The following is a 20,591-nucleotide window of genomic DNA, read 5'->3' as shown; positions in this document are numbered from 1 at the left end:
GGCCGGGCCGCTCAGGTGCCCGGCAGGTTCAGGGCCTGGCGCACGTCGCGCACGCTCAGCAGCTCGGACAGCACCTGGGGCGGCTGGCCCGGCCGGTAGGCCACGTAAACAGGCACGCCGCTGCGGCCCAGGGCACGCAAGGCGGTGGTGATGGCCGGGTCCTGCCGTGTCCAGTCGGCGCGCAGCAAGGCGACTTTGTTCTGGGCCATGTCGGCCAGCAAGGCCGGATTGGACAGCGTGCTGCGCTTGTTGACCTGGCAGGTCACGCACCAGGCGGCAGTGAAGTCGATGAACACCGGCCGGCCCTGGGCCACCAGGCTCTGCACCTGGGCTTCGGACCAGGGGGCCCAGGTCGCGTCGGCCTGGGCGCTGCTGGGGGTCGGTTCGGCCAGGTGGGTCACCTGGGGCCCCAGGCTCCAGCCCAGCCACAGCAGCAGGGCGGCGAAGGCCGCCCCCAGCACCAGGCGGGCGCGGTGGCGCAGCGTCAGCGCCCAGACGGTGGCGCTCAGGGCCACCAGCAGGGCCAGCAGGGCGCCCGCGCCGTCGATGCCGCTTTGCTGGCCCAGCACCCAGACCAGCCAGGCCACGGTGCCGAACATGGGGAAGGCCATCAACTGGCGGAACACCACCATCCAGGGGCCGGGGCGGGGCAGGCGCCGCGCCAGCCCGTGGCTCAGACCGGGCACCAGGGCCACGGCCAGGTAAGGCAGGGCCATGCCCAGGCCCAGGGCGGCGAAGATGGCCAGCGCCTGGGCTGCGGGCAGGGCCACGGCAAAGCCCAGCGAAGCCCCCATGAAGGGCGCGGTGCACGGTGAGGCGATGGCCACCGCCAACACGCCCGACAGGCCGGCATCGATGACGGGGTGGCGCGCCTGCACGCTGGCCAGCCCGCTGGGCAGCCAGGCGCCGAACTCGAACACGCCAGCCAGGTTCAGCCCGACCAGGGTGAACAGGGCTGCCAGGGCCGCCACCACGCCGGGCGACTGCAACTGAAAGCCCCAACCCAGCTGGGCGCCGCCCGCGCGCAAGGCCAGCATCAGCGCGCCCAGGGCCAGAAAAGACAGCACCACGCCGCCGGTGTAGGCCAGGCCCTGCAGGCGCAGGTGGCGGGCACCGTGCTCGCCGCTGTGGCGCGAAAAGCCCAGCAGCTTGATGGCCAGCACCGGGAACACGCAGGGCATCAGGTTCAGGATCAGCCCCCCCAGCAAGGCGCCCAGCAGGGCCGGCAGCCAGGCAGAGCCCGTGCCGCTTTCGGTGGCGGGCGCTGCCTGGGCCGCGGCCTGGTTGGCCGCCAGCGCGGCGCTCAGTGCGGGCGAGACCTCGACCTTGCCGGCCACCGGCGTGGCCGGCCAGTCGCCGCGCACCGGCAGTTCGACCCGCCAGGCCGGCAGGGCCGTGCCTTCGCGTTGCAGCACCACCGCGATCTGGCTGGCTTGGCCGCTGCGCTGGGCCGACAGGGGCACCCGGGTGACCCAGGTGTCGCCGTCCCAGCGCGATTCGGCGGGGGCGGCGATGTCGAGCATCTCCGGGGTTTCGGGGTACAGGTTCAGGGGCTGGCCGCGCCAGGCCGCCGGCAGGCCGGCAATGCGCAGGCTCAGGCCGTCGGCCGACACCTGGGCCGCACTCTGGCTGGCCGCGGCGCCTGCCAGGGCCTGGGGTTGGGCGGCCCGGGCGGCCTCAAAGGCGGGCAGGCTGGCGGCGGTGGAGCTGCCCACTGGCAGGTCCAGCCCCAGCTCGGCCTCTTCAGGAATGCATTCCTGGCGGCACACCAGCCAGCTGGCCTTGAGGCGGATCGGCAGCGTGCCGGAGGCGGCGCTCCAGCCCGGCGCCACGGTCACGGGCACCGGCAGCAGCACCGTGCCTTCGTAGCCCAGGTTGGCCAGGGCGCCGATGCGGATCTTGTGCGGCACGGGCCAGGCGATCTCGCCCGCGCTCAGTCCAGCGGGCAACTGCCAGCTCAGCTGGGTGGGCAGGCCGGAGTCGCCGGGGTTCTTCCAGTAGGTGTGCCATTCGGGCTGGTGGGTGATCTGCAGGCCCAGCCACAGCGGCTGGCCCGGGCCCACGCCTTGCGGCGCCAGGGCCAGCAACTCGGCCCGCACGCGTGGGGTGCTGACGCTGCTGGGCGGCGCGGCCGGGCTGGACAAGGCTGGCCGGCCGGCCCCGGCGCCGGTGCGCAGTTCGATCTGGGCCGGGGCGGTGGCGGGCAGCAGCAGGCTGGCCGCGCCCAGCAGGGCCGTGGTCAGCCGCCAGGAGCGCAAGGCGCGGAGGGTGGGATATAAAAAGGACATGGCCGCTCTGGGAGCGGGCGCCGTGGCCGAAGTTCCGCCGATCAGGGGCCGCTGACTCACGCTGCAAACCCCAGCACGACGCGGCGCGAGTTGGCGCTTTTCTTCTCGATCTTGGTCACCACCATGGCGCCGATCTCGGCGGTGTTGGCCACATGGGTGCCGCCGCAGGGCTGCAGATCGACCAAGGCCGTGCTGCCGGGCAGGGCCGCAATGGCGATGGTGCGCACCTGGCCGCTGCCCCGCGGGGGCTGCACCGACATGCTTTTCACCAGCTCGGGGTTGGCGTCCAGTTCGGCATCGCTGATGGCGCCCACCGTCACCGGCAGCGCCGCCGCCACCAGGCGCGCCAAGCCGGCGCTCAGGGCGTCCTTGTCCAGGGGCTCGGTCATGTGGAAGTCGAGCCGGGCATAGTCGGGTGTGATCGAGCAGCCGTTCACCGGTTGCGCCACCAAGTGGCACAGCAGGTGGGTGGCGGTGTGAAAGCGCATCAGGCGGTGGCGGCGCTCCCAGTCGATGCGCGCCGTGAGCTCGCTGCCCGGCTGCAGCCGGGCCAGCACGGCCTCCTGCCCGGGGGCCGGCACATGCACGATGTCGGCGGTGGGCTGGCCCTGTTCGTCCTTGGCCTTGCGGGTGTCGATGATGTGCAGCACGCTGCCGTCGGCCAGCAGCAGCTGCCCGGCGTCACCGGCCTGGCCGCCGCCCAGGGGGTAGAACACACTGCGGTCCAGCACCACGCCGGCGTCGGTCAGGGCGGTCACATGGGCGCTGCATTCGCGCAGCCGGGCATCTTGGCGGAACAGGTCTTGGGTCATGGGCTCGATGGTAGCGAAGCGGGCCCACCCGTGTGCGCCAAGGGGCCGGGCAGGCCCATGCCCGAGGCCTCGAAGCGCCGGGCCAGGGTGTCGACCAGCGCCCGCACCCGGGCCGGCACAAAGCGGTTGCTGGGCAGCACCGCGTGCAGTGGCATGGTGATGCCTTGCCAGTCGGGCAGCAGGCGCACCAGCGCGCCACTGGCCAGGTGGGCATGCACATCGATCTCGCTCTTGCACAGGATGCCGTGGCCCGCCAGGGCCCAGCGGTGGGCGATCTCGGCGTCGTCTGCGCTGCGCCGGCCCTGCACACGCACCGTCAGTGATTCTTGCCCGTCGTTGCGTTCAAACGGCCACTGCAGCACCCGCCGGCCGCGGATCATGAAGCTCAGGCACTCGTGCCGGGCCAGTTCGCTGGGGTGCTGCGGGGCGCCGTGGCGGGCCAGGTAGGCGGGGGCGGCGCACACCACCCGCCGGGTGGTCAGCAAGCGGCGCGCCACCAGACGCGAGTCGTCCAGCTCGCCGTAGCGCAGGGCCAGGTCAACCTGGTCGCGCACCACGTCGGTCAGGGTGTCGCTGACGGCAAGCTGCAGCTCGACCGCCGGGTGGTCTTGCAGAAAGTCGTCCAGCCAGTCGAGCAACACGCGCCGCGTCAGGTCGCTGGAGGCGGCCAGGCGGATGGTGCCCACCAGTTGGGCGCCATCGTCGTGCAACTGGGCCTGGCCCTCGTCGAGCAGGTCCAGGGCGCGGCGGGCGTACTGGCAGAACAGCTCACCCCCCGGCGTGATGCGCATGCTGCGCGTGCTGCGCTCGAACAGGCGCACGCCCAGGCGCGACTCCAGCTTCTTGAGGGCGGCACTGGCCGCCGCTGGCGTGATGTACAGGCGCTGTGCGCTGCGCGTCAGGCTGCCCGTGTCGGCACAGGCCAGGGCCACGCGCAGCTCGTCGATATTTTCAAGTTTCATTTGAAATTGATGCTGTTTTGAGGTGGTTTATCAAATGAATGTGCAGGCCTAGATTCTCCCCTTCATCACTCTTTTTGTCAGAAGGACGCATGCCATGACCTCTTCCACCCTCATGAAAGCCGTGGGCTACCACCAGGCCTTGCCCATCGATCACCCCGAGTCGCTGCTGGACCTGCAATTGCCCGCCCCGCAGGCGCAGAGCCTGGCGCCGCACGATCTGCTGGTGGCCGTGTCGGCCGTGTCGGTCAACCCGGTGGACACCAAGGTGCGGCGCAGCCGCGCCCCGGCGCCCGGCCAGGCCGAGGTGCTGGGTTGGGATGCGGTGGGCACGGTGCTGGCCGTGGGCCCGGCAGTCACCTTGTTCCAGCCCGGTGATCGGGTCTGGTATGCGGGCAGCATCACCCGCCCCGGCAGCAATGCCGAGCGGCAGCTGGTGGACGAGCGCATCGCCGCGCGGGCGCCCGCCAGCCTCAACGACGCCCAGGCCGCCGCCTTGCCGCTGACGGCCATCACCGCCTGGGAGCTGCTGTTCGATCGCCTGGGCGTGCCGCTGCAGGCCGACGGACAAGGCGGCGCCGGGCAGACCCTGCTGGTGCTGGGCGCCGGCGGCGGGGTGGGCTCCATCCTGCTGCAGCTGGCCCGCCGGCTCACGGCCCTGACCGTGGTGGCCACGGCATCGCGCCTCGAGACACGCCAATGGTGCGAGGCCCTGGGGGCCCACGCCGTGATCGACCACCGCCAGCCGCTGGTGCCGCAGTTGCAGGCCCTGGGCCATGCTGAGGTGCCGCTGGTGGCTTCACTGACCCACACCGGCGACTACTTCCCCCAGTTGGTCGAGCTGCTGGCGCCTCAGGGCCGGCTGGGCCTGATCGATGACCTGGCCCCTGGAGAACTCGATGTGATGGCCCTCAAGCCCAAGAGCCTGAGCCTGCACTGGGAGATGATGTTTGCGCGCAGCCGCTTCGGCACGCCCGACCAGATCGAGCAGCACCGCCTGCTCAGCCGCGTGGCCGAGTTGGTTGATGCCGGCCAGTTGCGCAGCACCGAAGGCGAGCACATGGGGGCCATCAACGCCACCAACCTGCGCCGCGCCCACGCCCACGTGGAATCAGGGCGTGCCCGTGGCAAGGTCGTGCTGCAGGGCTGGGGCTGATCCTGAGGCCCGCTCAGGGTCGCTGCCTGGCGTCTCGGTGGGCCAGCGTCGGCCCAACCAGTCAATCATGGCGGTGGCAGGCATGGGGCGGGCGAACAGAAAGCCCTGCAGGGTGTCGCAGCCCATGTCGGCCAGCAGGGCCGCCTGGGCCTGGGTTTCCACGCCCTCGGCCACCACATGCAGCTTCAGGGTGGCGGCCATGGCCACGATGGCGGCCACCAGTTGCAGGTTGCCGGCGTCCTGTTGCAGTTCGGCCACAAAAGAGCGGTCGACCTTGAGTGTGTCCACCGGGAATTGGCGCAGGTAGCTGAGGCTGGAGTAACCGGTGCCGAAGTCATCCAGTGCCGCTTTCACGCCCACCGCCTTCAGCCGTTGCAGGGCCTCGCGGGTCTGCTCGGGGTGGCTCATCAGCGAAGCTTCGGTGATCTCCAGCTCCAGCAGGGCCGGGTTGATGTGGTGGCGGCCGGCCTGGGCCAGCACCTGCTCGACAAAGCCCGGCGCAGCAAACTGCAGCGGCGATACATTGACGCACAGGCGCTGCACCGGCAGGCCCAGGTCCTGCCATTGGCGCAATTGGGCGCAGGCCTGCTCCAGCACCTGCTCGCCCAGCGCCACGATCAGGCCGCTTTCTTCGGCCACCGGGATGAATTGCCCCGGACCCCAGCATTCCTCAGGCCCGCGCTGCCAGCGCACCAGGGCTTCGGCCCCGATCACCGCGCCATCGCGGGCCCGCACCAGGGGCTGGTAATGCACGATGAATTCGCGCTCTGCAATGCCCCGGCGGATGTCCTGCTCCAGCTGCAGGCGCACGGTGGCGGCCTCGTCCAGCGCCCGCGAAAAGAAGTGGTAGCGGTTGCGCCCCTCGCGCTTGGCTCGGTACATGGCGGTGTCGGCATGCTTCATCAGCAGTTCCACGTTCTCGCCATCGGCCGGGAACAGCGCCAGGCCCAGGCTGACCGACATGTTCATGTCGCGCCCCGCGATCAGGCAGGGGCGTGCCACTTCGGACAACACCTTCTCGGCCACGGCGCCCAGGTCCTGCGGGCTCTGGATATCGCCCACCAGCATGACGAACTCGTCACCACCCAGGCGGCAGATGGTGTCGCAGGTGCGCAGTGTGGTCTTCAGGCGGCGCGCCATTTCGCGCAGCAGCTCATCCCCGGCGGCGTGGCCCAGCGAGTCGTTGACGTGTTTGAAGTGGTCCAGGTCAAGGAACATCACGCCAAAGCCGCCGCCCTCACGCCGGCTGCGCTCGCAGGCCTGCTGGATGCGGTCCTGCAGCAGCACCCGGTTGGGCAGGTCGGTCAGGGCGTCGTGGTGGGCCAGGTGGGCCATGCGTTGCTCCAGCGCACGGGCTTCACGCACGTCCTGGAACACCATCACGGCACCACGCAACTGGCCGTGCGGGCCGAAGATGGGCGAGACAGCATGTTGAATCGGGTGTTGCTGCCCCGACAGGCCGCGCATCAGCGCTTCGCGGGGCAGGCCGGAGCCACGGCCGGTGCGCAGGCAGCGCAGCACCGGGTTGTCGATTCGCAATTGGGTTTCAGGGTCCAGCAGCACCAGGGTCTGGTCAAAGGCATGGCCTTGTGCACTCTGGCGCTGAACGCCCAGCAAGGCTTCGGCCACCGGGTTGAGGTACTGGATGCGGCCCTCGGCATCGCAGGCCACCACCCCGTCGCCAATCGAGTGCAAGGTCACTTCAATGAATTCGCGCTGGGCCGCGAAATGAGCCAGGCGCTGGTTCTCGGTCACGTCCTCGATGACCGCCAGCGCGCGCGTGGCCTGGCCGCGCGCGTTGCGCTCCCACACGGCAGACAGGCGCGACTCGATCAGCTCGCCCCGGCCGGTGACCCAGCGGCAGGCCACATCCCGGCACTGGCCGCGCTGCAGCAGTTCAGGCAGCACGTGGGCCTGGACGTATTGGGCCGATTCGGCCGGCATGAAGTCGGTGAAGGGCTGGCCCAGCACCTCGGGCCCTGAGCGCCCGAGCTTGTGGAGCCACAGATCGCTCACGCTCAGCAGGCGGCCATCGGGCAGGAAGGACATCATCAGCGCCGGGGTGTGGCTGTACAGGGTGCGCAGCCGGCGCTCGCTGGTGCGCAGCTCGCGCAGGCTGCGGCGGTAGCCTTCCATGGCACTGGCCAGCAGCGTGGGCGGCACCACCACGGCCAGGATGGGCAGGTAGAACAGCACGTGCTCCCAGTGCAGGGTGGTCGGGGGGGGGATCAGCAGGCCCAGACCGATCTGAGCCCCTGTCAGCACCGACACCAGCAGGCAGGCGCTGGCCGTCACGGCAAAGCCACCCCGCAGGGCGGCCAGGGCCAGGGGCAGGGTGATGTAGACAAAGGGAAAGGGCACGCTCACCGGCACCACCAAGGCCACGGCAGCACTCAGCAACAACAGCGAGCCGTTCTCCAGCGTGCACAACTGCCGCCACAGTGTGCGTGCCCCCTGCATCAGCACAAACAGGGCCAGTGGCAGCATCGAGATGGCGCCGATCAGACTCCCCTCCAGCCAGCGCGGCCACACAAACCCGAAGCTGGCGTGGGTGCTGCCAGCCAGCATGGCCGCGCCCAGGGTGGCCCCTGTCAGCGCCGGCAGCAGGCCTGCGTTCAGCAAGATCAGCAGGAGTCGGGCCGGGCTGCTCAACAGATCGGTGTCGCCTTTCACCCGGCGCAGGGCTCGGGCTGCCAGCGCTACCTCGACCAGGTTGGGCAGTACAAAAGCCAGGGCTGCATGCCAGTCTTCCACCAGCAACAGATTGGCCCCCAGGTTGCCCAGGATCAGAGCGGACAGCAGTACCCAGGCCTCGCGCTCCGGTCGGTGTGCCACCAGCAAGGCCCCGGCGATGTTGGCGAACCACAGCGTGGCCACACTGCCCGGCAGGCGTGACAGGGCGATGCTCATGCCCGCCAGCAGCGCATAAAGCAGAGCGCCGAACAGGGCGGCCTCCCACACGCTGTGACTTTGCACAGGCGGGCTGGGGGTATCAGACTCCAGTTCGCTGGATGGGTAGGCTTCGTGCTCAGAGGGCGTCGTCATCCGGGCTCCTGCGCACCAAGGTCACGACCAGGCCGAGCACGGCCACCCCGGCCAGGCCCAGACCGATTCGGCGCAACCACACCGCGCGCGGGTCGTCACCGCTTTGCTGGCGTCCGTCCAGCCAGTGCTGGCGCAGTGTCTGACGCCTTGGCTCCGGCAACTGACGCAAGCTGTCCTCCAGTGCTCGCCCAATGTCCGGGCGGGATTTGGGGAAGGCAAAGCTCAGGGGGTATTCGAAGCCGATGGCGGCGTTCACCTGCACGGAGCGCAGGCCCAGCCGGTCGGCTGCAAAGTGCACGCTGGCCACGTCGGCCACCACGGCGCCCACGTGGCCCGCACGCAGCAGACGCAGCCCCTCGCTGTCATCATCCACCGGCGTCCATTGGACCTCAGGGTATTTCTCACGCACAAAGGATTCCACCGCATAGCCGCGGCCCACGGCCACAGGCCGCCCTCGGAAGTCGCCCAGCGACTGGGGGTCCCGACTGGGCAGGGTGACCAGCACGGCAGGCACGGTGACGTAGGGGCGGGTGAACCCCAGGAACTCGGCGCGTTCCGGTGTGGGGCGCAGGGACGAGATCAGGTCGACCTGGCCCTGCCGGGCGGCCTCCAGAATGGCGGCCAGGGGTTGTGCTGGCAGGGTGTCGATTTGAAGTTCACCCTGGGCGGCCATGGCATTCAGGAAGTCGGCCGACAGGCCTTCCACCTGACCTTCGTGGGTCTCGTAGATGAACGGGCCGTAGTCCTTTTCAGGCGCAAAGCGCAGGCGCAAGGCGTCGCCAGCCCAGCCCGACGGGACTCCGGCCACCAGGCCCAAGGCCAGGCAGGCATGCCGCAGCCCAGCCCTCAGCCTGTCGCCTGGACGATGATCTTTTTGAACTCCCCTGCCCTGCATGATTGGCGGCCTTCCTGGAACGGACCCGACGAAACCGGTTCGGACAGCCCCATTCTGGGTGAATCAAAAAATTGTTACAAGGTGAATTTGAAGGTCATGTCAAGGTCATTTGTCTCGTTAATACGGATCAGCGGCTGGTGGATGGCAGTGGGAGGGCGGTTTTGTAGCGCACCTGCTTGAGTGCAAAACTGGAGCGGATCTTTTCCACGCCCGGAATGGGGGTGAGCTGTTCGAGGATGAAGCGCTCCAGGGCGGCAATGTCGGTCACCGCCACGCGGATCAGGTAGTCGCTGTCGCCGGTCATGAGGTAGCACTCCATGACCTCGTCGTGCTCGCAGATGCGCTGCTCAAAGTCTGCCAGCGCGGCCTTGCTCTGGGTGCGCAGGCTGATCGAGATGAACACATTGAGCCCCAAGCCCAGCGCGGCCGCACTGGCCAGGGCCACGTAGCGAGAGATGACACCTGCCTGCTCCATCGCCTTGACACGGGCCAGGCAGGGCGAGGGCGACAGGTGCACGCGGCGGGCCAGTTCGACGTTCGACAGCGCGCCATCGGCCTGCAGTTCGGCCAGGATGCGGAGGTCCAGGTTGTCAAGCTTCATATGCTTTGAATTTTTTGTTAAGCAGCATATTGTGCTGGCTTGGTGTGTTTTTGAGGCTGGATTTGGCGGCTCATTCTGCTGCGATCTCTCTAAAGTACCAAGGTATGAACGCACCCGCCGACCCCCGACTCCTGCAGCTCAGCGATGGCCTGCCCGATGCCGACCCGACCGAGACCGCCGAGTGGCGTGAGGCCTTCGAGTCCCTGGTGCAGACCCAGGGGCCGGAACGCGCCCGCTTCGTGCTGGACGAGCTGGCGCAACTGGCCCGGGCGCACCAGACCGGCTGGCGCCCCGGGCTGAACACGGCCTATGTGAACACGGTGCCGGTGGGGCAGCAACCGGCTTTCCCGGGCGATCTGGCCGTCGAGGAGCGACTTGCCTCCCTGATGCGCTGGAACGCCCTGGCCATGGTGGTGCGCGCCAACCAGGTGGAAACCGGCGGCTCGGCCGAGCTGGGCGGCCACATTGCCAGCTACGCCAGCGCGGCCGACCTGTTCGAGGTGGGTTTCAACCACTTCTTCCATGCGCGCCAGGGCCTGGGCCCGGGCCAGCACCGGGGCGATCTGGTGTTCTTCCAGCCGCACAGCGCCCCCGGGGTGTATGCGCGCGCCTTCCTCGAAGGCCGCCTGCAGGAAGCCGACCTGATGCACTACCGCCAGGAGATCTCGGCCCCGGCGGCCGGTGCCCAGGGCCTGAGCAGCTACCCCCACCCTTGGCTGATGCCCGAGTTCTGGCAGTTCCCCACCGGCTCGATGGGTCTGGGGCCGATCAGCTCGATCTACCACGCGCGCTTCATGCGCTACCTGTCGCACCGGCAGTTGCTCGATTGCAGTGCGCGCAAGGTCTGGGGCGTGTTCGGTGACGGCGAGATGGACGAGCCCGAAAGCATGAGCGCCCTGACCCTGGCCGCCCGCGAGGGCCTGGACAATCTGGTGTGGGTGGTCAATTGCAATCTGCAGCGCCTGGACGGCCCGGTGCGCGGCAACGGCCGCATCATCGACGAGCTGGAGCGCCTGTTTGCCGGCGCCGGCTGGAACGTGGTCAAGCTGGTCTGGGGCAGTGACTGGGATGGCCTGTTTGCGCGCGACATCACCGGCGCCCTGGCCCGCGCCCTGTCGGGCACGGTGGACGGCCAGATGCAGACCTTCGCCGCCAAGGACGGCCGTTTCAACCGCGACAACTTCTTCGGCCAGAACCCCGAACTGGCCGCGCTGGCCATGGGCCTGACCGACGAGCAGATCGACCGCCTCAAGCGCGGCGGGCACGATCTGGTCAAGATCCACGCCGCCTATGCCGCGGCCGCTGCGCACCGCGGCCAGCCCACGGTGATCCTGGCCCACACCAAGAAGGGCTATGGCATGGGCACGGCCGGTCAGGGCAAGATGACCACGCACAGCCAGAAGAAGCTCGACGAAGACGACCTGATCGAGTACCGCAACCGCTTCCAGCTGCCGCTCAGCGATGAGCAGGCCAAGTCGCTGACCTTTTACAAACCCGCGCCCGACAGTGCCGAGATGCGCTACCTGCAGCAGCGCCGCGCCACCCTGGGGGGCTACCTGCCGCGCCGCGAAGCCGCCTGCGCGGTGGTGCCGGTGCCCGAGCTGGCCCGCTACGGGCAGTTTGCCCTGCAGCCCGAGGGCAAGGAGATGAGCACCACCATGGCCTTTGTGCGCATGCTGGGCAACCTGCTGAAAGACCCGCAGTTGGGCCCGCGCATCGTGCCCATCGTGGCCGACGAGGCGCGCACCTTCGGCATGGCCAATCTGTTCAAGCAGGTGGGCATCTACAGCAGCGTGGGCCAGCGCTATGCCCCTGAAGACATCGGCTCGGTGCTGAGCTACCGCGAGGCCCTGGACGGCCAGATCCTCGAAGAAGGCATCAGCGAGGCCGGTGCCATCGCCAGCTGGACGGCGGCGGCCACCAGCTACAGCGTGCACGGCCTGGCCATGCTGCCCTTCTACATCTATTACTCGATGTTCGGCTTTCAGCGCGTGGGCGACGCCATCTGGGCCGCCGCCGACCAGCGCGCCCGCGGCTTTCTGCTGGGTGCCACCTCGGGCCGCACCACGCTGGGCGGCGAAGGCCTGCAACACCAGGACGGCAGCAGCCACCTGGTGGCGGCCACCATCCCCAACTGCAAGGCCTACGACCCGGCCTACGCGGGCGAGCTGGCCGTGATCATCGACCAGGGCATGCGCGAGATGCTGGTCGAGCAGCAAGACGTTTTTTATTACCTCACCCTGATGAACGAGAACTACGCCCAAGCCGACCTGCCCGAAGGCGCGTCGCAGGGCGTGTTGCGCGGCGCCTACCGGCTGCAGCGCATCCCCGGCACGGCCACCCACAAGGTGACCCTGCTCGGCTCGGGCGCCATCCTCACCGAGGTGGTCAAGGCCGCGCAACAACTGGCGGCCGAGGGTTTCAGTGTGAACGTGATCAGCGTCACCAGCTGGAGCGAGCTGGCCCGCGACGGCCAGGCCTGCGAGGCACGCGCCCTGGCTGGTGACCCCGAGCCCGGCACCCCGTGGCTGACGGCCCTGCTGGCCGACACCGAAGGCCCGGTCATTGCCGCCACCGACTATGTGCGCGCCGTGCCCGAGAGCGTGCGCGCCTGGGTGCCGGCCGGCCGCCGCTATCTGACCCTGGGCACCGATGGCTTCGGCCGCAGCGACACGCGCGCCGCCTTGCGTGCCTTCTTTGGCGTGGACGCCGCCCAGGTGGCTCGGGTGGCGCGGCAGGTGGTGGGCTGAGCACAGAGGGCATTGAGGGCTTCACAAGGCCTGAGCTTGCCGTGCCCATCTTGTGCTGAGGGCGGGGTTGTTCGTGCCGCTGTCTCGATGTGACGGAGAACGTCGGTGTCCCGTCACGGCGGTACCTCCCACGGGTTGGTGAGCGGCACGCCCGTTGGCTTGAAATCAGCGACGTTGCGGGTGACGACGGTCATGCCGTGGACCAGGGCGGTTGCTGCAATCAGTGCATCGCGCTCGCTGCGTTTGTCGGGGGCATGAAGCCGGGCGCAGCGCTGTGCCACGGCGGTATCGATGGACAGCGTGCGCCCGGAGAACTCAGGCAAGACCTGCTGCTCCAGCCACGAGCGTAACAAGGCCCCCTGGGCGGCGTCCTTTCGCTCAATCGACAGCACGCCGAGCTCCAGTTCCATGATGGTGATGGCCGACACAAAGAGGTCGGCGGCATCAACGCTTTGCGACCATGCTGTCACGTTCGCATCGGCCTTGCCAAGCCGCACCTTGCGCAGTTCGGACACCACGTTGGTATCGAGAACAAACATCATGAGAAATCAGCCGGTCGAACTTCGATCGTGACACGCGGCGGGTCAAACTCCATGTCGGCCGCACTCGGCATGGCCAGCGCATCGGCGATGTTGCGCCCTTGCTGGGTGAGCCGCTGATAGTCCTCAAAGCTCATCAGCACATGGGCCGGTCTGCCTCGGTCTGTGATGAACACCGGCCCCTTGCGGGTGGCTCGTTTCGCCTCGCTCGCCCCTTGATTGAACTCGCGGCTTGAGATGGTGGTAATCGTCATGGAGATGCTCCATAGGCCTGGATAATGTACTGATGTTGCTACATCGTCCGGGCTAACGCAAGCGCATGGGCACAGCTGTTTCCAGGTGCGCTGTCGATACCGCTTGATCGTGTCGCTTTCCTCGAGGCCCAGAGGCTGGCGCCGAGGTGTTGGCTGCCTGTGCTGGACGGGTCAGGGGCTCAGCCCAGGCTGGCGTGGATGCTGTCGCGCACCCGGGGGTAGATCTGCTGGTTCCACTTGCGGCCGCTGAACACGCCGTAGTGGCCCACGCCGGTCTGCACATGGTGGTTCTTCAGGTAGGGGCGCACGCTTTTGCACAGGTCTTGTGCGGCCACGGTCTGGCCGATGGCGCAGATGTCGTCGCGCTCCCCCTCGACCGTGAGCAGGGCGGTGCGCCGGATGGCGGCGGGGTTGACGCGGCGGCCCTGGTAGTGGAGCTGGCCCACGGCCAGGTCGTAGGTCTGGAACACCTTCTCCACCGTCTCCAGGTAGAACTCGGCGGGCAGGTCGTTCACGGCCAGGTACTCCTCGTAGAAGGTCTTGATGGTCTCGGCCTCGTCGAGCCGGCCTTCCAGGATGTGCTGGTAGAGGTGCTCGAACGATTGTTGATGGCGCTCCAGGTTCATGCTCATGAAGGCGCTGAGCTGCACGAAGCCCGGGTACACGCGGCGCATGAAGCCGCGGTGCGGCAGCGGCACATGGCTGATCAGGTTCTTTTCAAACCACTCGATCGGCTTGCTGGTGGCCAGGCGGTTCACCTCGGTGGGGTTGACGCGGCAGTCCACCGGGCCGGCCATCAGGGTCAGGCTGCGCGGCTGGGCCGGGTCGTCGTCTTCGGCCAGCAAGGCGGTGGCTGCCAGGGCCGCCACGCAGGGCTGGCACACGGCCACCAGGTGGGTGCCGGGGCCGATGTGCTGCAGAAACAGCATCATGTAGCGGATGTAGTCGTCCAGCCCGAAGGCGCCTTCGCGCAGGGCCACGTCGCGGGCGTTGTGCCAGTCGGTGATGTAGACGTCGTGGTCCTGCAGCAGGGTGCGCACGGTTTCGCGCAGCAGGGTGGCAAAGTGGCCCGACAGCGGCGCGGCCAGCAGCACCGGCGGTTGGGTGGGCAGGCCGGCGGCCGGGTCTTTGGCAAAGTGCAGCAGGGTGCCGAAGGGCAGGGTGTGCGCCACCCGCTCGGTGATGGCCACGCGCTGTTCGCCGATCTGCACCGACTCGATGCCATAGGCCGGCCGGCTGTGCGTGAGCCGCAGGCGCGAGAACACCTCGCCGGCGGCCGCCATCTGGCGCAGCATCGTGCGCTCGGTGCCGGGCACCATGAACGCCGAGCCCATGGCCTGGGCCATCAGGCGCAGCGGGGACATCAGGTCAGACTGGAGTTGGTAGGCCTGATACAGCATGGCAATCTTTCGGTGGGTGTTGCCGGGGCGAAGGCAAGTTGCGGGCCAAGGGCCCGGCCAGGTGGCATGGCACGGTGCTTGCACAGCCGCTGGACCAACAGGAGCAAGCCATGGCCAAAGCGGTTTTGACGATCAGCAGCAAGAACTACGGTGCCTGGGCCTTGCGCGGCTGGCTGATGGCGAAGCTGGCGGGGCTGGCGTTCACTGAAAAGGTGATCTCGCCCGACGACCCGGACATGAAGGCCGAGATGCTGCTGTTGTCGGCGTCCATGCGGGTGCCGGCACTGGACCACGACGGCCTCTATGTGTGGGACACCCTGGCCATTGGCGAGTACCTGAACGAAATCAAGCCCCATGCTGGCCTGTTGCCTGCCGATCGTGCCGCCCGGGCCCATTGCCGGGCCATCTGTGGCGAGATGCATTCGGGCTTCAGCGCGCTGCGCTCGTCCCTGCCCATGAACATCAAGGCGCATTTCCCGGGCTTCAAGCTGTGGTCGCGCGCGCAGACCGACATCGACCGCATCACCGCCATCTGGACCGAGTGCCTGCAGCGCTATGGCGGCCCCTATTTGTTCGGTGCCCAGCCCTGCATCGCCGACGCCATGTTCGCGCCGGTGGTGACCCGTTTTCTGACCTACGACGTGGCACTGGACCCGGTGTGTGCCGCCTATTGCCAGACCATCATGGCCCTGCCCGCCATGAAAGAGTGGGTGGCCGCTGCAGCCCTGGAACCCGACGAGATCGACGAACTGGACGCCGAGTTCTGATCGCTGGGCGCCCGTTGCCGGTGCACCCGCCCCAGGCGGGTGCATGCCGGGCTTCACGCCCAGGGTGTGGGCGCAGGGATGGGGCAGACGGCGGGCACGTCCACCGTCTTGAAATCGGCCGGTGAGACGATTTCGAGGTACTCCATGTCGGGTGAGTAGTCGAACAGGTAGTGCCGGATGCCCGGGCGCTGGTGCACACAATCACCGGCCTGCACCAGGGTTTCCTGGTCTTCGTACATGAAGCGTGCCCAGCCCTTGAGCATGATGACGATCTGGAAATCGGCCTCATGCCGGTGCCAACCCGTGCCGGTCTCAGGGGCCATGTTGGCCTTCACCAGGTGGGCAATCACCTTGCCGTGCGTGGCCGCGGCCACGCCCAGGTCCCGGTACAGAAAGAAGTCGCGCAATCCGCCGCTGACGTAGTCGTTGTCGCCAGGCTTGACGTGGGAGAACAGGGTCGAGGTTCGGTCCAGCATGAAAGGCTCCTGTCGAGGGTTGGGAAAGAGGCCAGAAGACCCAGCGTGACGTCACTCGATGGCGCACCACGGGGTATTGCTGCGATGCAACATCTAGCACGAAGCATTCCTGGGTTGTGGGGCATTTTTCGGGGGGGGGTGCGCCAGATCGGTGCCTGATGGGCACACGGAGGGCCCGGCGTGTGGCGCGTGACAGCAGGATGGGCGGGAATTGGCTAGAGTGGTCGGCGGTGCATTTCCCGTTTTCCGCATCCTGTTTCCAACGCCCCAACCAGCGAGACAAATCCGTGAACACACCCACATCCTTTGCCCGATTCGGCAGCGGCCAGGCCGTGCTGCGCCTCGAAGACGAAGGTCTGCTCAAGGGGGCAGGCCGCTATGCCGACGACTTCAGCCTGCCCGGCCAGACCCATCTGGCGTTTCAGCGCTCGCCTTACCCGCATGCGCGCATCGTGAGCATCGATACCTCGGGGGCGCTGGGTCTGCCCGGGGTGCTGGGCGTCTACACCGGGGCGGATCTGGTGCAGGCCGGCGTCAAGCCGCTGCCGGGCAACGCCGGTTTCAAGCGGGCCGATGGTGTGGCGGCCTCGCCACCTCGCCACCCGCTGGCCCATGAGCGGGTGCGCTATGTCGGCGAGGCTGTGGTGGCGGTGGTGGCCGAAACGCCCCAGCAGGCCCGAGATGCGGCCGAGGCGGTGTTCGTTGAATACGACGAGTTGCCCATGGTGGTGCACCTCGACGACGCCACCCACCCTGGCGCCCCCAGCCTGTGCCCCGAGGCGCCCGACAACATCGCCGCCGAGATGCAGCATGGCAACCCGGCGGCCTGTGCCGCGGCCTTTGCCCAGGCCGCCCATGTGGTGGCGCTGGAGGTGGTCAACCAGCGCCTGGCGGCCCTCACGGTGGAGCCGCGCACCGTGCTGGCCTACCCCGACCCAGCCGATGGTCGCCTGACCCTGCGCATGAGCACCCAGATGCCCTCGGGCGTGCGCGACACCCTGATCGCCGTGCTGGGCCTGCCGCGCGAGCGCCTGCGGGTGGTGGTGGGCGATGTGGGGGGCGGCTTTGGCATGAAGACGGGGGCCTACCCCGAAGACATGGTGGTGGCCTGGAGTGCCCAGCGCCTGCAGCGCCCCGTGAAATGGGTGGCCGAGCGCAGCGAGGAGTTCCTGTCGTCCAGCCATGGCCGTGATCTGCAGACCCTGGCCGAGCTGGCCCTGGCCGCCGACGGCAAGATCCTGGGCCTGCGGCTGCGCTCGCTGGCCAATGTGGGGGCCTATGCCACCGGCACCGGGGTGGCCATCCAGTTGTTGATCGGCCCCTGGGTGCAGACCAGCGTGTATGACATCCAGACCATCGACTTCCATTTCAAGGCGGTGCTGACCAACACCGCGCCCACCGGGGCCTACCGCGGTGCAGGCCGGCCCGAGGCCATCTTCACGATGGAGCGCCTGATGGACGAGGCGGCCCGGCAGACCGGCATCGACCGGGTCGCCCTGCGCCGGCGCAACTTCATCCAGCCCGAGCAGATGCCCTACAAAAACCCCATGGGCCAGACCTACGACACCGGCTGCTTCGAGAAGGTCATGGACCAGGCCCTGGCCCAGGCCGATTGGGCCGGCTTCGAGGCGCGGGCGGCGGCTTCGCGTCAGAAGGGCCTGCTGCGCGGCCAGGGCATTGCCACCTTCCTGGAGTGGACGGGGGGCAATGTGTTCGAGGAACGCGTCACCGTGACGGTGCTGCCGGATGACACCATCGAGGTCTTCTCGGCGGTGAACGCCATGGGCCAGGGCATTGCCACCACGTTGGCTCAACTGGTGGTGGATGTGTTCGGTGTGCCGATCACGCAGGTGCGCGTGGTGCTGGGCGACACCGACCGTGGCGACGGCTTTGGCAGCGCGGGTTCGCGCTCGCTGTTCACCGGCGGCTCGGCCGTGCGGGTGGGGGCCGAGCGCACCATCGAGCACGCCAAGACCCTGGCGGCGGCCGAGCTGGAGGTGGCGGCCGAGCTGGAGGTGGCGGCCGAAGACATTTCTTATGAAGGCGGTCGTTTCAGTGTGAAAGGCACCGATTTGGGGATCGACCTGTTTGCACTGGCACGGGCCCAAAGCGAGCAGCGCATCCACATCGACTCGACCAGCACGGTGTCGGGCCCCACCTGGCCGAATGGCTGCCATGTCTGCGAAGTGGAGCTGGATCCGCAGACGGGTGACTTGCAGGTGGTGGCCTATTCCTCGGTCAACGATGTGGGGCGCGTGGTGAACCCGCTCATCGTGCGTGGACAGCTCGACGGCGGGGCGGTGCAAGGCCTGGGGCAGGCCATGAGCGAGCACCTGCTGTACGACCGCGAAACCGGGCAACTGGTCACGGGCAGCCTGATGGATTACGCGGCACCACGCGCTGATCTGGCGCCCGATTTCCGCACCACGATGGACGAATCCACCCCATGCAAGAACAACCCCCTGGGTGTCAAGGGTGTGGGTGAACTGGGCACCATCGGCGCCACCCCCACCTTGGTGAATGCCGTGGCTGACGCGCTGACCCGAGCAGGCCACGCCGATGCGGCACCGAGACTGCAGATGCCACTGTCGTCGAGTCGGCTGTGGGCCCTCTTGCAAGCTGAGGCGGCCTGACCATGAAAAAAGCCCCTCGCGGCTGCGAGGGGCTTGAACTTGGAGAAACCAGGACCGGGGTGCCGGGCAGCGGCGATCCCGGGTCCGATCGGGTGGACCGATCAGAAGGCGTGACGCACGCCCACCATCAGGTTGGAGCGGGTGGTCAGCGTGGTCGGGGCGCCGAACAGGTCCGAGCCGGCCGAGATGGCGGTCGCCGAATAACCGCTGTTTTGCTTGGAGCGATCCACATAGGTATAGACCATGGTGCGCTTGCTCAGCGAGTAGGTCAGGCCCAGGGCCAGGGTGTTGCGGCTGCCGCTCACGTTGGTGGTCGACTTGGTCTTGTCGTTGTAGTACGCACCCACCAGGCCCACCAGCGGGGTCACTTCGTAGTTCACGCCCAGGGTGGCGATGTCGCTCTTGGCGCCGGTGCTCAGCTTGGTGTCCATGTAGTTGAAGAACACGCGGGCCGGGCCGAAGCCGTAGTTGGCGCCGATCATGGCGTTGGAGGTGCTGCCCAGGTTGGTGCTGGACGAGGCGTTCACGTCAAACTTCTGGTAGGCGGCGCCCACCAGCAGGGGGCCGGCGGTGTAGTTGGCTTGCAGGCCGTTCAGTTGGCCGGCCGAGGTGGAACCCGACACGTTGCCAAAGCCGTGCATGGCGGCGAAGTTCACGCCGGCGATGTTCTTGGCATAACGCACGGCGTTGTTCTGGCGGAAGGTGCCGTAGGCCAGGTAGAAGCCCGACTCGTTCACGTTGGAGATGCCCCACAGCGGATCGAAGTTGCCATAGTGCTCGAACAGCGGGGTGTACTGACGGCCCACGGTCAGTTGGCCGAAGTCACCACCCAGGCCCACGAAGGCTTGACGGCCGAAAGCCAGGCCACCTTGACCGCGGCTGCCGTCATTGGGGTTGAAGCCAGCTTCCAGGGTGAACAGCGAGTACAGACCGCCGCCCAGGTCTTCCTTGCCCTTGAATCCATAACGGCTGCCGCTGATCGAGCCCGAGGTGACGGCGTTCAGGGTGCCGCCGGTGGCGGTGGCGTTGGTCTGGTGCTGGTAGGCGGTGTCGATCACGCCGTACAGGGTGACGCTCGATTGAGCAAAGGCCGAACCCATGCTCATGGCGAGGGCGGTCATCAGAAATGTCTTTTTCATTGCAAATCCTGTGTTCAGGTGGGGCAGGGGTGAGTCAGAGGGGCCGCATCGCGCCGCGTCTGGGTGCATCCGACCAGGAAGGCACCAAGATGAGGCGAAATGGTTTTTCGCCCACAAATAAATGTCTTTGACGACAGGAGGCGGATTTTAGAGACAGGTTTGCGTTTCGTGACTTGGGTCTGTTGGGTTTTTGTTACAGCTTGATGCCAATTAGCGCACTTCAAGCAATATCAAATTTTCTGATGCTTGACTGGTTAGCTTCCCGGTGCGGTGGCGGATGCGGGCTGGGATCTTCAACAGAAACGGGGGCAGGATCGATGTTTGCTCTATTAGCGTTACTGCCAGCTCATGAATCGAAGTGATGCAGGATGGCTTTAAGGGCATCTCCCGACAAAGCTGGCCCGGAAATTGAAATACCTTCCACCGCCGCCTTCTATCGGCGTTTATTACTGATTCGGAGTTCATCCATGCAATTGAAGTTGACACTTACCGCTGTTGCCGCACTGGCAGTTCTGGCAGGCGCTGCCTCGGCACAAGACGTCCAGGTCGTGAAGATCGGCCACGTCGCCCCGATGTCGGGTGCCCAGGCCCACTACGGCAAGGACAACGAGAACGGCGCCCGCATGGCCGTTGAAGACCTGAACACGCAAAACATCGTGATCGGTGGCAAGAAGATCAAGTGGGAACTGGCCGCTGAAGACGATGCAGCCGATCCGAAGCAAGGCACGGCCGCGGCACAGAAGCTGTGCGACGCCAAGGTCGCCGGCGTGGTCGGCCACCTGAACTCGGGCACCACCATCCCGGCCGCCAAGGTGTACAACGACTGCGGCATCCCGCACATCACCGGTGCCGCCACCAACCCCAACCTGACCAAGCC

Annotated in this window: 16 protein-coding genes; 5 read left to right on the top strand and 11 right to left on the bottom strand. The window is 67.6% G+C overall.

The features are described 5' to 3' along the window. Positions 1–11: 11 nt before the first annotated feature. The 3 genes from F624_RS0129390 to F624_RS0129380 are packed head-to-tail and all read right to left on the bottom strand — an operon-like array spanning position 12 to position 4,062. Entirely contained in the window at positions 12–2,288 is a 2,277-nt protein-coding gene (locus F624_RS0129390) for a protein-disulfide reductase DsbD family protein (RefSeq protein ID WP_084679790.1), read from the bottom strand. 56 nt (positions 2,289–2,344) lie between these two features. Further along, the gene (locus F624_RS0129385) at positions 2,345–3,100 is read right to left on the bottom strand and encodes an alanyl-tRNA editing protein (protein ID WP_019577963.1); all 756 of its coding nucleotides are present in this window, start codon (positions 3,098–3,100) and stop codon (positions 2,345–2,347) included. After that, complete coding sequence (locus tag F624_RS0129380) at positions 3,097–4,062, bottom strand: LysR family transcriptional regulator (protein WP_019577962.1); 966 nt, start codon at positions 4,060–4,062, stop codon at positions 3,097–3,099. The genes F624_RS0129385 and F624_RS0129380 overlap by 4 nt, the downstream gene beginning before the upstream one ends. Before the next feature lie 112 nt (positions 4,063–4,174). On the opposite strand from F624_RS0129380, the gene F624_RS0129375 reads away from it, so the two are divergent. Then, complete coding sequence (locus F624_RS0129375; RefSeq protein WP_031256706.1) at positions 4,175–5,215, top strand: zinc-binding alcohol dehydrogenase family protein; 1,041 nt, start codon at positions 4,175–4,177, stop codon at positions 5,213–5,215. Here the strand turns inward: F624_RS0129375 and F624_RS33740 are convergent. From F624_RS33740 to F624_RS0129360, 3 genes are all read right to left on the bottom strand, one after another. Beyond that, positions 5,171–8,260, bottom strand: a complete 3,090-nt coding sequence (locus F624_RS33740) for a bifunctional diguanylate cyclase/phosphodiesterase (protein WP_019577960.1) — start codon at positions 8,258–8,260, stop codon at positions 5,171–5,173. The two genes, F624_RS0129375 and F624_RS33740, sit on opposite strands and share 45 nt — an antisense overlap. Continuing rightward, entirely contained in the window at positions 8,244–9,068 is an 825-nt protein-coding gene (locus tag F624_RS0129365; RefSeq protein ID WP_169426723.1) for a transporter substrate-binding domain-containing protein, read from the bottom strand. Before F624_RS0129365 ends, F624_RS33740 begins: the two co-directional genes overlap by 17 nt. Positions 9,069–9,282: 214 nt before the next feature. Further along, on the bottom strand, positions 9,283–9,756 hold the full coding sequence (locus F624_RS0129360) for an Lrp/AsnC family transcriptional regulator (RefSeq protein WP_019577958.1): 474 nt from the start codon (positions 9,754–9,756) through the stop codon (positions 9,283–9,285). Between the two features lie 104 nt (positions 9,757–9,860). On the opposite strand from F624_RS0129360, the gene mdeB reads away from it, so the two are divergent. Then, positions 9,861–12,506 carry an alpha-ketoglutarate dehydrogenase gene (mdeB, locus tag F624_RS0129355; RefSeq protein WP_019577957.1) on the top strand — a complete coding sequence of 882 codons (2,646 nt, stop codon included), beginning with the start codon at positions 9,861–9,863 and terminating at the stop codon, positions 12,504–12,506. A gap of 113 nt (positions 12,507–12,619) precedes the next feature. Here mdeB and F624_RS0129350 read toward each other — a convergent pair whose 3' ends face one another. The 3 genes from F624_RS0129350 to F624_RS0129340 all read right to left on the bottom strand — a co-directional run bounded on the left by F624_RS0129350 (position 12,620) and on the right by F624_RS0129340 (position 14,699). Further along, positions 12,620–13,048 carry a type II toxin-antitoxin system VapC family toxin gene (locus F624_RS0129350; protein WP_019577956.1) on the bottom strand — a complete coding sequence of 143 codons (429 nt, stop codon included), beginning with the start codon at positions 13,046–13,048 and terminating at the stop codon, positions 12,620–12,622. Continuing rightward, positions 13,045–13,299, bottom strand: a complete 255-nt coding sequence (locus F624_RS0129345) for a type II toxin-antitoxin system Phd/YefM family antitoxin (RefSeq protein ID WP_019577955.1) — start codon at positions 13,297–13,299, stop codon at positions 13,045–13,047. The genes F624_RS0129350 and F624_RS0129345 overlap by 4 nt, the downstream gene beginning before the upstream one ends. 179 nt (positions 13,300–13,478) lie before the next feature. Next, positions 13,479–14,699, bottom strand: a complete 1,221-nt coding sequence (locus F624_RS0129340; RefSeq protein WP_019577954.1) for a polyhydroxyalkanoate depolymerase — start codon at positions 14,697–14,699, stop codon at positions 13,479–13,481. Positions 14,700–14,809: 110 nt separating this feature from the next. On the opposite strand from F624_RS0129340, the gene F624_RS0129335 reads away from it, so the two are divergent. Next, a complete protein-coding gene (locus F624_RS0129335; protein WP_031256700.1) occupies positions 14,810–15,466 on the top strand; it encodes a glutathione S-transferase in 657 nt (218 codons plus the stop codon). A gap of 53 nt (positions 15,467–15,519) precedes the next feature. Here the strand turns inward: F624_RS0129335 and F624_RS0129330 are convergent, their stop codons facing one another. Beyond that, complete coding sequence (locus F624_RS0129330; protein ID WP_019577952.1) at positions 15,520–15,942, bottom strand: cupin domain-containing protein; 423 nt, start codon at positions 15,940–15,942, stop codon at positions 15,520–15,522. A gap of 287 nt (positions 15,943–16,229) precedes the next feature. On the opposite strand from F624_RS0129330, the gene F624_RS0129325 reads away from it, so the two are divergent. Next, positions 16,230–18,575 (top strand): xanthine dehydrogenase family protein molybdopterin-binding subunit, encoded by a 2,346-nt coding sequence (locus tag F624_RS0129325; RefSeq protein WP_019577951.1) that lies wholly within the window; start codon positions 16,230–16,232, stop codon positions 18,573–18,575. Positions 18,576–18,676: 101 nt separating this feature from the next. Here the strand turns inward: F624_RS0129325 and F624_RS0129320 are convergent, their stop codons facing one another. After that, on the bottom strand, positions 18,677–19,714 hold the full coding sequence (locus F624_RS0129320; protein WP_019577950.1) for a porin: 1,038 nt from the start codon (positions 19,712–19,714) through the stop codon (positions 18,677–18,679). A 467-nt stretch (positions 19,715–20,181) separates the two neighbouring features. Here F624_RS0129320 and F624_RS32955 point away from each other — a divergent pair. Beyond that, positions 20,182–20,591 (top strand): ABC transporter substrate-binding protein (locus F624_RS32955; protein ID WP_019577949.1); only part of this gene is annotated, 410 nt, incomplete at its 3' end.

The sequence above is a fragment of the Curvibacter lanceolatus ATCC 14669 genome, assembly GCF_000381265.1.
In the GTDB taxonomy this organism is placed as follows: Bacteria; Pseudomonadota; Gammaproteobacteria; order Burkholderiales; family Burkholderiaceae_C; genus Curvibacter; species Curvibacter lanceolatus.
The sequence above is the reverse complement of the archived record's forward strand: the minus strand, read 5'-3'. Positions and strand labels throughout refer to the sequence as shown.

Bases quoted from the DNA above. Each gene is read 5' to 3' on its own strand.
- F624_RS0129350 (WP_019577956.1), bottom strand. From the start codon at position 13,048: ATGATGTTTGTTCTCGATACCAACGTGGTGTCCGAACTGCGCAAGGTG.
- F624_RS0129345 (WP_019577955.1), bottom strand. From the start codon at position 13,299: ATGACGATTACCACCATCTCAAGCCGCGAGTTCAATCAAGGGGCGAGC.
- F624_RS0129390 (WP_084679790.1), bottom strand. From the start codon at position 2,288: ATGTCCTTTTTATATCCCACCCTCCGCGCCTTGCGCTCCTGGCGGCTG.
- F624_RS0129335 (WP_031256700.1), top strand. From the start codon at position 14,810: ATGGCCAAAGCGGTTTTGACGATCAGCAGCAAGAACTACGGTGCCTGG.
- F624_RS0129375 (WP_031256706.1), top strand. From the start codon at position 4,175: ATGAAAGCCGTGGGCTACCACCAGGCCTTGCCCATCGATCACCCCGAG.
- F624_RS0129385 (WP_019577963.1), bottom strand. From the start codon at position 3,100: ATGACCCAAGACCTGTTCCGCCAAGATGCCCGGCTGCGCGAATGCAGC.
- F624_RS0129320 (WP_019577950.1), bottom strand. From the start codon at position 19,714: ATGAAAAAGACATTTCTGATGACCGCCCTCGCCATGAGCATGGGTTCG.
- mdeB (WP_019577957.1), top strand. From the start codon at position 9,861: ATGAACGCACCCGCCGACCCCCGACTCCTGCAGCTCAGCGATGGCCTG.
- F624_RS0129330 (WP_019577952.1), bottom strand. From the start codon at position 15,942: ATGCTGGACCGAACCTCGACCCTGTTCTCCCACGTCAAGCCTGGCGAC.
- F624_RS0129340 (WP_019577954.1), bottom strand. From the start codon at position 14,699: ATGCTGTATCAGGCCTACCAACTCCAGTCTGACCTGATGTCCCCGCTG.
- F624_RS0129380 (WP_019577962.1), bottom strand. From the start codon at position 4,062: ATGAAACTTGAAAATATCGACGAGCTGCGCGTGGCCCTGGCCTGTGCC.
- F624_RS0129360 (WP_019577958.1), bottom strand. From the start codon at position 9,756: ATGAAGCTTGACAACCTGGACCTCCGCATCCTGGCCGAACTGCAGGCC.
- F624_RS33740 (WP_019577960.1), bottom strand. From the start codon at position 8,260: ATGACGACGCCCTCTGAGCACGAAGCCTACCCATCCAGCGAACTGGAG.